We start from the raw sequence: 15,551 nt of genomic DNA, 5'->3' as shown, positions 1-15,551 counted from the left end.
AAGGATATGAAATTATTACTTTTAACCGTAGGCTTATTGGCACTTGCTTTTGCAGGTATCGCCATCAAAATTTGGTCCAAAAAAGACGGTAAATTTGCCGGGACCTGTGCTAGCCAAAATCCGTTTTTAAACAAAGAAGGCGAAGCATGTGGATTTTGTGGTAAACTCCCCACCGAACAGGATTGTAAAAAGGACGACGCAACCGATGCTATACGTTAAATCCCAGTTTCCTCTAAACCCTTATTTTGGATAAAAACGAAGAAACGCTTCACAAACTTATAGATAAAGCTAAACAGGGCAATCAGATAGCCTTTAGTAGTCTATTGGACTATTTCTGGAACGACGTTTATGGTTTTCAGTTAATCCGCACCAAAAACGAGAATGATGCCGAAGACATTACCATCCAAACCTTTTCAAAGGCTTTTGACAAAATACATTCCTTTGACGATTCTTACGAGTTTAAGACTTGGCTGATCACAATTTCCAAAAACCTTCATGTAGACCTTATTCGAAAAAGAAAAAGGAATATTCTAGAAAGCAGTGAAGGCCGAAATAATGATGTGGTACAAAAAGCTTTGGACGATGCTCCATCAGCCGAAGACAGCCTTATTACCGAACAAAATTTAGCAGCCTTATTGGGGTATATAAAGAAGTTAAAGCCCCATTACCAGGAAGTCATAAACCTTCGATATTTCCACGAACTTTCCTATGCCGAAATTGCCGAAAAACTGGGCGAACCAATCAACAATATTAAGGTAAAACTTCTTAGGGCCAAAAAATTATTGGCCGAGGTAATTACCACCCAAAAGCAATAGGAAAAAGCTTTCCTATACTTTGCTCTCAAATCGTATTTTTACTTATTACCATTTTGTATATTTGCACAAAATCACACTATGAGTACTGAAACGATTGAAAGTGTAATTCCACCTAAGGGCAAGCCGAAATGGCTTCGTGTTAAACTTCCAACTGGCAAAAAATACACCCAACTAAGGGGACTGGTAGATAAATATAACCTTCACACCATATGTACTTCGGGCAGTTGTCCCAATATGGGAGAGTGTTGGGGGGAAGGAACGGCCACATTTATGATTTTAGGAAATATCTGTACCCGTTCTTGTGGTTTTTGTGGTGTTAAAACAGGACGCCCAGAAGATTTAGATTGGGAAGAACCAGAAAAGGTAGCGAGATCTATAAAATTAATGAGCATTAAGCATGCCGTTATTACTTCGGTAGACCGTGACGACATAAAGGATATGGGGTCTATTATGTGGGCAGAAACCGTGAAGGCCATTAGAAGAATGAACCCAACGACTACCTTAGAAACCTTAATCCCCGATTTCCAAGGCATAGAAACTCATCTAGACCGAATTATAGCCGTAGCCCCAGAAGTTGTTTCCCATAACATGGAAACCGTAAAACGACTGACTAGAGAGGTACGTATACAGGCAAAATACGAGCGGAGTTTAGGGGTATTAAAATACTTAAAAGACAACGGTGCCAACAGGACCAAGTCGGGTATTATGCTAGGGCTAGGAGAAAGGGAAGAAGAAGTCATAGAAACCTTGGAAGACCTTAGACGAGCCAATGTAGATGTAGTGACCATTGGGCAATACTTACAACCATCTAAAAAACACCTTCCGGTAAAAGAATTTATTTTGCCAGAACAATTCAAAAAATATGAAGAAATAGGTCTAAAATTAGGTTTTAGACATGTAGAAAGTGGTGCTTTGGTACGTTCGTCCTATAAGGCTCACAAGCATATTGAGTAATTAATTTATACGTCTTAATTATAGTCGCTTTCTCTTTTTTAATAAAGAAGGATTGGCTTTTAGTCAAATGAAGAAAATCAACATAGGCATAAACGGCTTTGGTAGAATAGGACGTACGCTTTTTAGACTGCTTAGCAACCAACCCCATTTAAACGTGGTTGCCATAAATGATGTAGCGGATAGCTATACCCTAGCCCATCTATTAAAATACGATAGCATCCACGGTGTTTTCCAAAAGGAAATAACACACGATAAGGGGCATATCATCGTTGATGACTGCCCCATTGCACTGCTAAATTTTGCAAGCCCAAAAGACATCCCTTGGTCTAATCACCAAGTAGATATTGTTGTGGAATGCTCCGGAAAATTCAAGAAAAAGGATATTCTACAGTACCACCTCGACAATGGCGCCAAAAAAGTTATTCTTTCTGTTCCTCCTGAGGAAGACGACCTAAAAATGATCGTATACGGTATCAATGACGACACCCTGTATAAGGAAGACCATATTATATCGGCAGCTTCTTGTACCACCAATAATGCGGCACCTATGATACAGGTCATAAAGGACTTATGCGGTATTGAGCAGGCCTACATCACTACTATCCATTCCTATACGACCGATCAAAGCTTGCACGATCAGCCTCATAGGGACCTCAGACGGGCTAGAGCAGCGGCACAATCTATAGTCCCGACCACCACGGGCGCAGCCAAGGCTTTGACAAGAATTTTCCCTGAATTGTCAGATGTAATTGGAGGCTGTGGCATTAGAGTACCCGTACCAAATGGGTCCTTGACAGATATCACTTTTAACGTAAAAAAATCTGCTTCCATAGAAGAAATAAATGAAGCTTTTTACCAAAGTTCACAACAGGAATTAAAAAACATCCTATATTACACTAAAGATCCTATAGTTTCTATTGATATAAACAATAGTTATTATTCTTGTACGTTTGATTCTTTGATGACCTCGGTGATTGGAAAAATGGTAAAGATCATTGGTTGGTACGACAACGAATCCGGTTACAGCAGTAGGCTCGTAGATATCATAAACCTATTAATTAGGAAGAAATACCTTTGAAAATAATATTTCGACATATAAAACCGCTTACAATACTCTTATTAATGGCCGTGCTGCTATTTCCAAGCATGGGCCACTCCCAAGAGATGCCGACTGCGGAAACCAATACTATCGAATATTATTTTGATCAAGCGAGGGACTACGGAAATACAAACCAAACAATTCTCGCTTTAGAAAGCCTTAACAAAGCCATTACTATCGCCAATGAAAACAAGGATACCAAATCATTAATAGACTGCTACCATAAATTTGCCCTTCTTTATTCAAAAATGAATAAAGACGATACTTCTAAATTTTACTGGGAAAGGGCTCAATCGCTCCTAAAGGATATTGCTTACCCTTATGGAAATGCTGTTCATAAATATATCGAAGCTATCAGGTCGTATCGGATAGGAAAAAATTTCCTTGCCAAATCCAAGTTGTACGAAGCCCAAAAGCTTAACAACGACCGCAATCTGCTGAACCATATTCTTTTTTTGGAAGGGGTCATTTTTATGAAATTGGAAAAATATGATGATGCGATAAAGAATTTCAATTCGCTCCTTGTTAACTCGGACTTATATGAAAAAGACTATTTAACCACTATTTCATACCTTAAGCTTGCCGAGGTTTACCACCATACAGTTCAAATTGAAGAAAGCATCAAGAATGCAGAAAGCGCCTTGTCCTTAGCCAAACAGCATGGATTTTACGAGGAAATGGTAGAGGCAAACAGGCTTTTAAGTGAAGTGAACCGAAATATCGGCAATTTTCAAACCGCACTATCTTACACTAACGACATTGTAAATATTAAGGATTCCGTTTTAACGATCGAAAAAGTAAAGGCTGAGGAAAAAACAGCAGAAAAGATACAGTTCACCATCATGAACGAGGAGATTAAAAAACAGGAAGCCAAAATTGAAGATCTTAACAAATCGGCCAACCGGTCAGAGATCACTGCTATTTTAACTTCCGCATTTTTAACGATCATCTCATTATTGGCAGTATCCTTGTACAGAAATAATCAGATAAAAGTAAAGACCAACGATCTTTTACAAACCAAGAACCGTGAATTACAGGCTGCTACCGATGCTGCTGTTCAGGCTATGGAGGCCAAAACCAACTTTTTATCGACCGTAAGTCATGAATTAAGGACGCCCCTGTATGCTGTAACCGGACTGACTCACCTGCTATTGGAAGAAAATCCAAGCCCCAGTCAAAAAGAACATTTGAAGTCCCTAAAATATTCGGGAGATTACTTGTTAAATTTTATAAATGATATACTTCAAATAAATAAGATTGACGCCCAAAAATCCGAAGCCTTAAAAATTGATTTTAACATTCAAAAAATATTGTGGGAGGTTATCAATTCATTACAACAAAGCGCCAAGGAAAACAACACGGTCATTAAATTAGATTTCGACAACAATATACCGTCGCATCTATTAGGCGATCCCTTAAAATTATCCCAAGTATTCATCAATCTTATAGGGAATGCCATTAAGTTTACCAGAGGTGGAGAAGTCCAAGTCATCGGCAAATTGGTTAAAAAAGAAATTGATGAAGCCATACTTTATTTCGAGGTAAAAGATAATGGTATAGGAATTACCCCAGATAGACAGAAAACGATTTTTGAAAGCTTTGAGCAAGGCTCCGTTCAAATAAACAGGGAATATGGAGGTACAGGTCTTGGACTTACTATTGTTAAGAGCTTATTAAACCAATTTGGCAGTAAAATTCACCTTAAAAGTGAATTAGGAAAGGGAAGTTCCTTTTTCTTTGAAATAGCACTAAAGAGCAACAAGGATTTAAACGATGATACTCCCTTTGAAAACGTCCCAAGAGATTACGATTTTAAGGGATTGCACATGCTTATTGTAGAAGACAATAAAATAAACCAGGTCATTACCAAAAAGATGCTCAATAAGAAGGAAATTAGTTGTGACATTGCCAACAACGGCATGGAAGCCATTGATATGGTAAAGAACAATTATTACGACGGTATTTTAATGGATATCCATATGCCTGGAATAAGTGGTGATGAAGCTACAATTGAAATAAGAAAATTTAATCGGTTAATCCCTATTATTGCCCTTACTGCTATCTCTTTGGATGATAGTTTGGAAAGTTTCTTTGCCGCTGGTGTCAATGATGTAGTCACCAAGCCATTTAGGCCAGAGGTATTCTATCAGAAAATTGGCGAGAACATTTTTGATACTAAAAACAATACTAGTGTTTCGTAATTTCTTCTAAAAGCTGTTGTTCTCCCTTGTTCAAAAATTTATGGGTAACTCCAATATAGTAAAGGTTAGCTACTTTTCCTTTTAGCCTGACATAATCTTTTTCGGTAGTAAGTACCATTTCTTTTGTATTCATAAGAGCAATTTCTTTGTCTGAAAAAAAATGGTGATCCCTAAAAGCCAAATGCTCTAGTTGTACTTCTTTTTCTGTCAAATAAGTTACCAGCGGCGTCGGGTTTGCAATACCGGTAACCAAGGTAATCTTCTTACCCCTCACATTTTCCAAGGGCATTAGGTCTTTGTCACCTTTTAAGTCGTTGCTATAATCTAAATAACTAAACACCACATTTTGATCATCTCTGGGCTTCAATTTTTTCAAGATCAACTGCTGTTGGGCTGTATTTAAATCCTTAGGGCATTTGGTAACTATTATTATATTGGCCCGCCTAGCTTCCCTCTTACTATCCCTTAAGCTGCCTGTAGGCATATACCAATCGTCTACATATAAATTAGAATAGGCTGTTAGTAATATATAACAATCACAACTTACCTTCCTGTGTTGATAGGCATCATCTAACAAGACAACATCAACTTCTTTTGTTTTTTCCAAGATAGAAATCCCATTACGCCTATCCGCATCAACGGCTAGCACGATCTCTGGGAAGTTTTTAAAAATTTGAAAGGGCTCATCACCCAGCGTCTCTACGGATACACCAGGCTTTGCCAAAACAAAGCCTTTAGATTTACGTCCGTATCCACGGCTTAACACCGCTACTTTTTGGGATTGTTTTAAACGTGACACCAAAAATTCTATCATCGGGGTTTTTCCAGTACCTCCAACACTCAGGTTACCAACACATATTGTCTTAACCTTAAATTTTGAGGAGTTAAAAACTCCTATGTCATAAAGATAATTTCGGACATATACCACCATGGCATATACTAACGAAACGGGGAATAATAATTTTCTCAATAGCTGCATTAGAACGAAATTATAATATTTTATCTTTGATATACTATAAAAATGAAAAATGATCGTAAAAGAAGTTATTGACATCCTTGAAGAGCTAGCTCCCTTACCCTATGCCGAAGATTTTGACAACGTAGGATTATTGGTTGGAGATAAGCAGACCGAGGTCACCGGAGTATTGGTAACCTTGGACACCTTGGAAAAGGTCGTAGACGAGGCAATTCTTAAAAAATGTAATCTAATCGTAAGTTTCCACCCCATTATTTTCAGTGGTTTAAAAAAACTCAACGGTGCCAATTACGTAGAACGTGTGGTGATAAAAGCGATTCGGCACAACATTGCCATTTACAGTATGCACACGGCATTGGACAACAGCCACAGGGGTGTTAATGCAAAAATTTGTGATATACTAGGGCTGAGCAACCCAAGCATTTTAATGCCCCAGAAAGGGACCATAAAAAAATTGACTACCTACGTGCCCAAATCCAATGAAAACGCCTTAAAACAAGCTCTATTCGATGCTGGGGCCGGTAATATTGGCAATTATAGTCATTGTAGTTTCGCTACTCAAGGAGTCGGAAGCTTCAAACCTAACTCGGATGCCAATCCGGTAAAGGGAGAAATAGGGACCACCCATTACGAGGAAGAGTCCCAGCTAAACATCACTTTTCCCAAGGCCAATGAAGCAAAAATTTTGAAGGCGCTATTTAACCATCATCCGTATGAAGAAGTCGCTTATGAAATTCAGACTTTAGAAAATATCAACCAAAATATCGGCATGGGAATGGTCGGATATCTGGACAAACCCATGTCTGAAGCCGATTTTTTTGCTTTTATTAAGAAAAAAATGAATGTTTCTTGCATCCGACATTCCGAATTCCTAGGAAAGGATATTCGGAAAGTTGCGGTATTAGGGGGTAGCGGCTCTTTTGCCATTTCAGCGGCAAAGGCCACAAACGCTGATATTTTCATCACAGCGGACCTAAAGTACCACCAATTTTACGAAGCAGAAGGCAAAATACTATTGGCCGATATTGGCCACTATGAAACAGAGCAATTTACAAAAAATCTGATAGTTGACTTTCTTACAAAAAAAATTGCTAATTTTGCAATCTCTCTCTCGGAGAGTAAAACAAATCCCATCAAGTATTTTTAAATATGGCAACAAAGACAGAAGCAACGGTAGAAGAAAAGTTAAGAGCATTATATGACTTGCAATTAATCGATTCTAGAGTTGATGAGATAAGAAACGTTAGAGGGGAATTACCCCTAGAGGTAGAAGATTTAGAAGACGAGGTTCTTGGCCTTAAAACAAGACTCGATAAGTTGAAAACTGATGTTGAGACCATTAACTTCGAAATTACAGCCAAAAAGAACCTTATGGACGAGGCTAAGGTTTTAATTAAAAAATATGCTGAACAACAAAAGAATGTTCGTAACAGCAGGGAATTTAACTCTTTAACCAAAGAAGTCGAATTTCAAGAGTTGGAAATTCAATTAGCCGAGAAGAACATTAAGGAGTTTAAGGCTCAAATAGAACAAAAGAAAGAAATTATTTCTTCTACTAAAGAACGTTTAAGCGAAAGAGATTCACACTTAAAGCACAAGAAGAGTGAATTGAACAATATTTTGGCAGAAACTGAAAAAGAAGAAATAGCACTTCTAAAAAAATCTGAAGAATTTCAAACGCAAATAGAGGACCGTTTAGTAAAAGCTTACAAAAGAATCCGTAATAATGTTAAGAACGGATTGGCAGTAGTTCCTATCGAAAGAGGTGCTTCTGGAGGTTCTTTCTTTACAATTCCACCGCAGGTACAAGTAGAGATTGCTTCTCGCAAAAAAATAATCAGTGACGAACACAGTGGTAGAATTTTGGTTGACCCTGTTTTAGCTGAAGAAGAGCAAGAAAAAATGCAGGCTTACTTTTCTAAGTTATAGAAAGTAAGCTTATTAAAACAAAAAAGCCATCTTATTAAATAAGATGGCTTTTTTGTTTATAACACTTTATTTTAATGCTTCTAAAGCAGTCTCAAAATAGTATCTTCAACCTCCTTGCTATCCCAAATATCGGCTATATTGGGCAGCTGCATCACTTGTTTCATAATTTCCTCTTGGGCATCCCCTATGGCTAGGGCATCGACATAAGGCTGATCGGAAAAGGTAACCCTAGAATAGGATGGAATCCATTTTTCGGGATATTTATCCGCAAATGCCTTTTCGATTTTTTTCTGTAATAAAAATTTAGGATCTGCCGTTTTACTGCTCATTTCCATGAAATTCCTATAACTCAGTTCAGCAATAGCATCGGCATTAGGCTTCCGATCCTTTTGATACTCCTCAAAGATCTTTTCCCAATCGTCACCATATCGGGCTATAATCCTATTTAACTCAAATATATCTTCAAAACCTGCATTCATCCCTTGTCCATAAAAAGGAACTATGGCATGGGCCGAGTCGCCTACCAAGGCAACTTTATCCCAATAGGTCCATGGAAAGCATTTCATAGTGACCAATGCGCTGGTTGGATTGGTAAAAAAATCTTCGGCCAAATTTTCTATCTTATCAGCTGCAGTAGGAAAGTGGGTAGCGAAGAACTCTTCTGCCTTTTCCTTAGTATTGATACTCTCAAAAGACTCCTTACCTTCAAAAGGCAAAAACAGGGTACATGTAAAACTACCATCTAAATTAGGCATAGCGATAAACATGAACTTTCCTCTAGGCCAAATATGAAAAGAATTCTTTTCTAATTTATGTGAGCCGTCAGCTTTGGCAGGTATTGTGAGTTCTTTATAACCAACATCTATAAAATCTTGGGAATAATCGAACCTACTTCGTCGTTGCATTTTATGGCGCACACGTGAAAAAGCCCCATCACATCCAAAAACAATATCATAGGTATATTCTTCCCAGGCTCCTTTTTCTGTCTCGCCCGTATATATTTTACCTTCTGACAAGTTTACATCCCATACCTTTTCGTTAAAACGGAACTCCACTCCTTCTTTCTCGGCCAGTTCGATCATTTTACGATTTAACACCCCTCTTGAAATAGACCAGATAGCCTCTCCTTCCTTGCCGTATTTTTGGTAATACTCCTCTTGCCCCAAAACATGAATAGCACGTTTATCTAAGGGAATCCCTAATTCCTTAATCTGATCTTCAATACCGACCTCCCTCAAGGCCTTCCAACCCCTATTGCTCATGGCCAAATTAATAGATCGGCCAGAAAATTTTACATTTCGGATGTCCGGTCTACGATCAAATACGGTAATAGTGTGTCCTAGCTTCCGAAGATAAATTGCCAATAAAGAACCAACTAATCCGGAACCGATAATGGCAATTGTTTTGGGAGTTTGTGTCATAATAATGTGAAAAGGAAAAATCTTATGGTTAAAGCCATAAAAGTACTAAAATTAAGTAACATCGAGGAAAAGCTAGCATAACATCACAATCTTAATGAAAAATATATTTTATAGGCTAACATCCAAATTCAGGGATTCGTGCGTAGATATCTTACACACCGCTTCGGCGTCCATATATAAAAAAGTCCTTCACATTCATAGTGTGAAGGACTTTTTGCTTTTTTAGCAAACTCATAATAATTTTTCTTACATTTATAAGAACCTAAAACACACCCTATTATGAGAGATATCGTTTCGATTCTTATTGTATTGTTAATTATTGGTTGGTTAGTGGGTTATATTGGATTCGGCGAAGCCGTAGGCAATCTCATCCACATTTTACTAGTCTTAGCGGTTATTGGATTATTATATCGGCTAGCGACAGGAAAAAGGCTTTAGTTTCATTATTTTAAAAAAAGCACCACTTGGTTTTTTATTAAGTGGTGCTTTTCTATAACGTCTTATTCCAATACTCCGTCTACAATACCGTATGCAATAGATTCTTCTGCGTTCATCCAGAAATCCCTATCGAAATCTTTCATCACTTTTTCAAAATCCTGTCCACAGTTTTCTGCTAGGATTTTAGCGCTGAGTTCTCTAGTTTTTATAATTTCCCTTGCTTGTATTTCAATATTAGAAGCCTGTCCTCTAGCACCTCCACTAGGCTGATGTATCATTACTTGGGCGTGAGGCTGAATAAAACGTCTCCCTTTTTGCCCTACCGATAACAAAATAGAACCCATAGATGCTGCCAAACCAGAACAAATAGTTGAAACTGGACTTTTTAAGGATTTAATGGTATCGTACATGGCAAAACCAGAGGTTACGTACCCTCCCGGACTGTTTATGTACAATTGTATCTCCTTATTGTTCTGCATATCTAAATACAATAAACGATCTATAACGTGTTTTGCAGAATCATCATCGACCATACCCCATAAAAACACTTTTCTTTCGTCTAACAATTTTTCATCAATTGCCTCCTGTATTTTTCCTTTTTTTGAACTCATTTTTTGATTTCTTGTTAAGTTTCAAATGTAATGAATTTCCTTTAACCAAGCCAAGTTTCTTCGCATCTAATTACACTGCAATTAACGCCTCCATTTCATTGTTTTTCTAAAATCGCCCAATAAATAACAAGGTAGTTCACAGATAATTAACGTCCACTTATCGAACAATTCCCCAAGGTGATGGTTTATATACGTCCCATATTTAGAACCTTTTAACGAGGGCTATGCTACATGTCGAATATATAGCAATATTAAACGCTTATTTTCAATTTCTTACCAAGGTTTACCCGTACTTCACCCACGTACTTAACCTATTTACTGTACTATAACTTGCAAATTCATTCGCTATGGAATACACACTCTTTAGACGTAAAAACATAAAGTTTCGAGATTATTTCGAGACTCATTTCTCGATTAAAATATATGAAGGCGTACCGCCTTTTTAACCAGCCAAATTGTCTCAAGATTTATCCATCAAAAAAAAGTCGCTTATGCAAAACTCTACTATACGGAATTTTAAGTTCCCTTATTTTATAGCTTTATTCTTTTTACTGGCCGTCTTTAGTTCCTACGGTCAAGTGAAAAAGACATTTGCGCCTCGATATAATGCCACTATTCAGGGTGATGTTACCATGATCGCTAACAATATGTTGTCTGCCCATAAGACAAATAGTTTTAATGGCACTGGAGATAACCAAGATAGCAACGACAGGGTTTATGTAGATATAGACTCTGATAATAGCACCTTTAACTCTAGTAGTGCCAACCTTACCGATCCCAACCCAGGGTTGGCTTGTAAAGAGTTTATAAGAGCCTATTTGTATTGGGCCGCTTCCGATAAGGAAGCCGGAGGGGTTTCGAATAACATTGAAACTTGGCAGCATAACCAGGTTAAAATTATGCTCCCAGGTGAAACCAGCTATACGACCATTACTGCCGATGAAGTTTTGTACCGAGGAAGAGATGAAGCCGGTCACTTCCATAATGATCCTTATATAAGCGTAAAGGATATTACCGATGACGTACTTAATTTAAGCAACCCTTATGGTAAATACCAAGTAGCGAATGTAAAGGCTACTTCTGGAGGTTTACAACCTCATGGAGGTGGTAATTACGGAGTTGCTGGCGGATGGCAAATTGTTTTTGTATACCAGTCTACAGAATTACAAACAAGGAATATTACCCTTTTTGACGGCTATGCACACGTAGATAACAATCAAACCACAGATTTTGTGGTTGATGGTTTTAAATCTATCCCAACGGGTGATGTGAAAGCCGATATTATCCTTGGTGCTATTGAAGGGGATAGGGTGTTGGACAAAGACAATTTACAAATCAAAAAACCAGATAATACCTGGCAAAAAATAAGCACAACCTTGCGGGGTGCAGATAACTTTTTTAATAGTAGAATTACTTTAAAAGGAGCAAATTTTGTTAACAGGAATCCGGCTAGTACCAATACTTTAGGGTACGATGCTTCCATTTTTCCATTAAACAACGCTGGAAACCTGCTTATTGCCAATAACCAAACAAGTACAACCTTAAGAGCTACCTCTGGTAGTGAATCTTATGGTCTATATTTATTAGGATTTTCAATTGAAGTTTACGAGCCTAGTTTAGGTGCGTTGGAATTTACGACCTCCCCAGCAAACAGCACCTATAACCCTGGGGATATTGCTACACTTTCTATCAGCATCAAAAATTCTGGGAATGATAATATTAGAGATCTTGTTATCAGCACTACCCTACCCGATGAAGTGGAATTTGATGCTACCAAACCTTTACCTGCGGGGGTTAGTTATGGCATTTCAGGAAACACACTTACATTTACTGTTGCCAATGGTTATGTGGATACTGATGATCCATTATTTAATATAGACTTTGATGTAAAAGTTAAGGAGAAATGTTACTTTTTAGAGTCTGCATGTTCTGCCAATTTTGTGGTTCAGGCAACCGCTACTTTTAAGGGAGAAATTAATACGACTCCACAAACCACCAACAGTTCCAGCACCAAAGATGGTTGTGGATTTGGCAATCACGATCCTAGTGTTGTTGTTGTGAACAAACCGGCTCAAGTAAATTGGACTAGTTTGGCTAACGAGTTAGATCGTACCGTTTCTTGTGATGACAACGGTACTTTAAGCGATGCCCAAGAGCTAGCTCCTACTACCGAGTTTTGTGAATTCACCATGAATAAGGTTTCTGGTGTATTCCAACCAGCTTCGGGATGTGGATATTTAGGGACTTATACCAATACTTGGACTTTTACCGATGCTTGTGGTAGGATCAGTGATCCGTTTACTCAAGTTATTACCATCGTAGATACTTCCCCGCCCACATTTGTCGAATCACTTCCTCAGAATACCGTAGCTGCTTATAACAGTATACCGAGCGCTGCTACATTAACCGCTAGCGATAATTGTGATATTAATGCATCTGTGGCTTTTGTAGAAACCTATATTGGTGACAACACAAGCACAACATATACGATCGTTAGAACTTGGACAGCTTCTGATTGCGCAGGTAATGACACGGTACATACGCAATATATCTATGTGACTGAAGATGGTGACCCTATTGGCTTAAAGATATATGATGTTACGGTTGATGAAGCAGATAATACCGCCGACTTTACCGTAACCCTTACCGGTAAGGTCTCTGGAGGATTTAATGTTGACTATAATTCAGTAAACGGAACAGCCATTGCCCCTAACGATTTTACTGCTATAGGCATTACTTCTTTGTCCTTCTCAGGGAACCATGGAGAAAAAAAGACAATTTCTGTATCCATAAAAGAAGACCAATTTGTAGAGGATGAGGAAATATTTACAATTGTACTTTCTAATTTATCTACCACAGAAATCCCTATCAATAAAGCCACTGGAACGGGTACTATATTAGATAATGATTCTGCGACCATATCTATCGCCGATATGGAAATTAATGAAGGGGCCGGAATTTTCAATATTCAAGTAACATTGAATGGAAAAACCCAAGATCCTTTTACCATCCAATACAGTACTGCCGATGGTTCAGCAATAAAGGTCGACGACTATGTTGAAGCTATAGGGCAAATTACTTTTCCTGCAAATTCCACCAACGGATCGGTGCAAAATATCAGTTTAGAGGTTATCGATGATAATATCATTGAATTCACAGAAAACTTCCTGGTAAACCTAAATAGCATCTCTGGTTTTGGCGACATTAGTTTTCTGGACAATCAGGCTAATGTTGACATTATAGATAATGATGCCATTACAGGAACGGGAATTAGTTTTGACAAAACCAATGTTATCGTAAACGAAGATGCCGGGACCGCTATTTTTACAGTACGACTTACAGGACAGGTATTTGGAGGATTTACGCTAGACTATACTACCGCCAATGTAACTGCTATGGCCGGTAGCGATTATACGTTAACGAAAGGAAAATTATATTTTGAAGGAAACAATAACGAATCCCATACTATTGAAGTTCCTATTATTGACGATACACTAATAGAACCTACGGAAACTTTTGTAGTTAACCTATCAAATATAGATCCTGCTATTGTTAGTATAAATACAGCCCAGGCGACGGGTACCATTATAGACAACGACGCTACAGCAGGAACAGGAATCAGCTTTGACAATACCGATATCACCGTAAACGAAGATGCCGGCACAGCTACCTTTACAGTAGTGCTTAGCGGAAACGTTCAGGGAGGATTTACGCTAGATTATACCACTAATAATGGTTCTGCCGTTCAACCGGATGACTATAGCTTGACCTATGACACACTTACCTTTGTTGGAAACGATGGAGAGACAAAAGAGATTACAGTACCCATTATTGATGATCTTTTAATTGAGCCAACGGAAAATTTCGTAGTTGACCTATCCAACTTGTCCACTACCCTGATCGGGATTCTTACCCCACAGGCAAATGGAAACATCCTAGACAATGATGCAATAGCAGGAACCGGAATTGCCTTCACCAATACCAATGTAACGGTGACAGAGGGAACCGATGCCTTCGCTGTATTCGAGGTGACCTTGACCGGGGATATTTCAGAAGATGTTAGCGTGGACTATACCACGATCGATGGTACTGCCGTAGATCCAAGTGATTACTTGACGACTGCCAGCACCATCACCTTTACTCCGACTATCAAATCCTATGAAATTCAGGTGCCGATTATTGACGATGCTATCATTGAGCCTAGCGAGGCCTTTACCGTAGAGCTATCGAACATTCAATCGAACCTGGGAATTGGGTTTGTTGATGGAAACACTACCAACACCGCTACAGGGAATATCCTGGATGATGACGCTGTAGGGGGAACCGGAATTGCATTCACCAATACCAATGTAACGGTGACAGAGGGAACCGATGCTTTCGCTATATTCGAAGTGACCTTGACCGGAGATATATCAGAAAATGTTAGCGTGGACTACACTACGAACAATGGAACGGCGGTGCATCCAACTGATTACACTACTACCGCGAATACCATCACCTTTACTCCTTCTAGTAAGTCATACGATATTAAGGTGCCGATTATTGACGATGCTATCATAGAGCCTAGCGAGGCCTTTACCGTAGAATTGTCCAATATACAATCGAACCTGGGAATAGGGTTTGTTGATGGAAACACCACCAACACCGCTACAGGAAATATCCTGGATGATGATGCTGTAGGGGGAACCGGAATTGCATTCACCAATACCAATGTGACGGTGACAGAGGGAACCGATGCCTTTGCCATATTCGAGGTGACCTTGACCGGAGATATTTCGGAAAATGTTAGCGTGGACTATACCACGATCGATGGTACCGCTGTAGATCCTAGTGATTACTTGACTACTGCCAGCACCATCACCTTTACCCCGACGATCAAATCCTACGAAATTCAGGTGCCGATTATTGACGATGCTATCATTGAGCCTAGCGAGGCCTTTACCGTAGAGCTATCGAACATACAATCGAACCTGGGAATTGGGTTTGTTGATGGAAACACTACCAACACCGCTACTGGGAATATTCTGGATGATGATGCTGTAGGGGGAACCGGAATTGCATTCACCAATACCAATGTGACGGTGACAGAGGGAACAGATGCCTTCGC

Annotated in this window: 12 protein-coding genes; 9 read left to right on the top strand and 3 right to left on the bottom strand. The window is 38.8% G+C overall.

What is annotated here, in order from left to right; genetic code table 11:
* The first annotated feature begins 6 nt into the window (after positions 1-6).
* The 5 genes from HCG49_RS15875 (at position 7) to HCG49_RS15855 (ending at position 5,069) form a co-directional block, all read left to right on the top strand.
* The gene (locus HCG49_RS15875; protein WP_168470514.1) at positions 7-219 is read left to right on the top strand and encodes a membrane or secreted protein; all 213 of its coding nucleotides are present in this window, start codon (positions 7-9) and stop codon (positions 217-219) included.
* Between the two features lie 26 nt (positions 220-245).
* Positions 246-815 carry an RNA polymerase sigma factor gene (locus tag HCG49_RS15870; protein WP_168470513.1) on the top strand — a complete coding sequence of 190 codons (570 nt, stop codon included), beginning with the start codon at positions 246-248 and terminating at the stop codon, positions 813-815.
* Positions 816-893: 78 nt separating this feature from the next.
* Positions 894-1,769 (top strand): lipoyl synthase, encoded by an 876-nt coding sequence (gene lipA, locus HCG49_RS15865; RefSeq protein WP_168470512.1) that lies wholly within the window; start codon positions 894-896, stop codon positions 1,767-1,769.
* A 67-nt stretch (positions 1,770-1,836) separates the two neighbouring features.
* Positions 1,837-2,847 carry a type I glyceraldehyde-3-phosphate dehydrogenase gene (gene gap / locus HCG49_RS15860; protein WP_168470511.1) on the top strand — a complete coding sequence of 337 codons (1,011 nt, stop codon included), beginning with the start codon at positions 1,837-1,839 and terminating at the stop codon, positions 2,845-2,847.
* On the top strand, positions 2,844-5,069 hold the full coding sequence (locus HCG49_RS15855; protein WP_240938721.1) for an ATP-binding protein: 2,226 nt from the start codon (positions 2,844-2,846) through the stop codon (positions 5,067-5,069). The genes gap and HCG49_RS15855 overlap by 4 nt, the downstream gene beginning before the upstream one ends.
* On the opposite strand, the gene lpxK is transcribed toward HCG49_RS15855, so the two are convergent.
* A complete protein-coding gene (gene lpxK, locus HCG49_RS15850) occupies positions 5,056-6,048 on the bottom strand; it encodes a tetraacyldisaccharide 4'-kinase (protein WP_168470510.1) in 993 nt (330 codons plus the stop codon). The genes HCG49_RS15855 and lpxK overlap by 14 nt on opposite strands.
* A 49-nt stretch (positions 6,049-6,097) precedes the next feature.
* On the opposite strand from lpxK, the gene HCG49_RS15845 reads away from it, so the two are divergent.
* A complete protein-coding gene (locus HCG49_RS15845; RefSeq protein ID WP_168470509.1) occupies positions 6,098-7,192 on the top strand; it encodes a Nif3-like dinuclear metal center hexameric protein in 1,095 nt (364 codons plus the stop codon).
* 2 nt (positions 7,193-7,194) lie between these two features.
* Positions 7,195-7,974 (top strand): zinc ribbon domain-containing protein, encoded by a 780-nt coding sequence (locus HCG49_RS15840; protein ID WP_168470508.1) that lies wholly within the window; start codon positions 7,195-7,197, stop codon positions 7,972-7,974.
* 80 nt (positions 7,975-8,054) lie between these two features.
* Here HCG49_RS15840 and HCG49_RS15835 read toward each other — a convergent pair whose 3' ends face one another.
* Positions 8,055-9,395 carry an FAD-dependent oxidoreductase gene (locus tag HCG49_RS15835; protein ID WP_168470507.1) on the bottom strand — a complete coding sequence of 447 codons (1,341 nt, stop codon included), beginning with the start codon at positions 9,393-9,395 and terminating at the stop codon, positions 8,055-8,057.
* A gap of 279 nt (positions 9,396-9,674) precedes the next feature.
* On the opposite strand from HCG49_RS15835, the gene HCG49_RS15830 reads away from it, so the two are divergent.
* The gene (locus tag HCG49_RS15830) at positions 9,675-9,833 is read left to right on the top strand and encodes a lmo0937 family membrane protein (RefSeq protein ID WP_143150493.1); all 159 of its coding nucleotides are present in this window, start codon (positions 9,675-9,677) and stop codon (positions 9,831-9,833) included.
* A gap of 62 nt (positions 9,834-9,895) precedes the next feature.
* Here the strand turns inward: HCG49_RS15830 and HCG49_RS15825 are convergent, their stop codons facing one another.
* A complete protein-coding gene (locus HCG49_RS15825; protein ID WP_168470506.1) occupies positions 9,896-10,444 on the bottom strand; it encodes a ClpP family protease in 549 nt (182 codons plus the stop codon).
* A 491-nt stretch (positions 10,445-10,935) separates the two neighbouring features.
* On the opposite strand from HCG49_RS15825, the gene HCG49_RS15820 reads away from it, so the two are divergent.
* Positions 10,936-15,551, top strand: a 4,616-nt coding sequence (locus HCG49_RS15820) for a Calx-beta domain-containing protein (RefSeq protein ID WP_317167511.1), incomplete at its 3' end; no start/stop codon positions are given.

This window comes from Arenibacter sp. 6A1, from assembly GCF_012272855.1.
Lineage (GTDB): Bacteria > Bacteroidota > Bacteroidia > Flavobacteriales > Flavobacteriaceae > Arenibacter.
The sequence above is the reverse complement of the archived record's forward strand: the minus strand, read 5'-3'. Positions and strand labels throughout refer to the sequence as shown.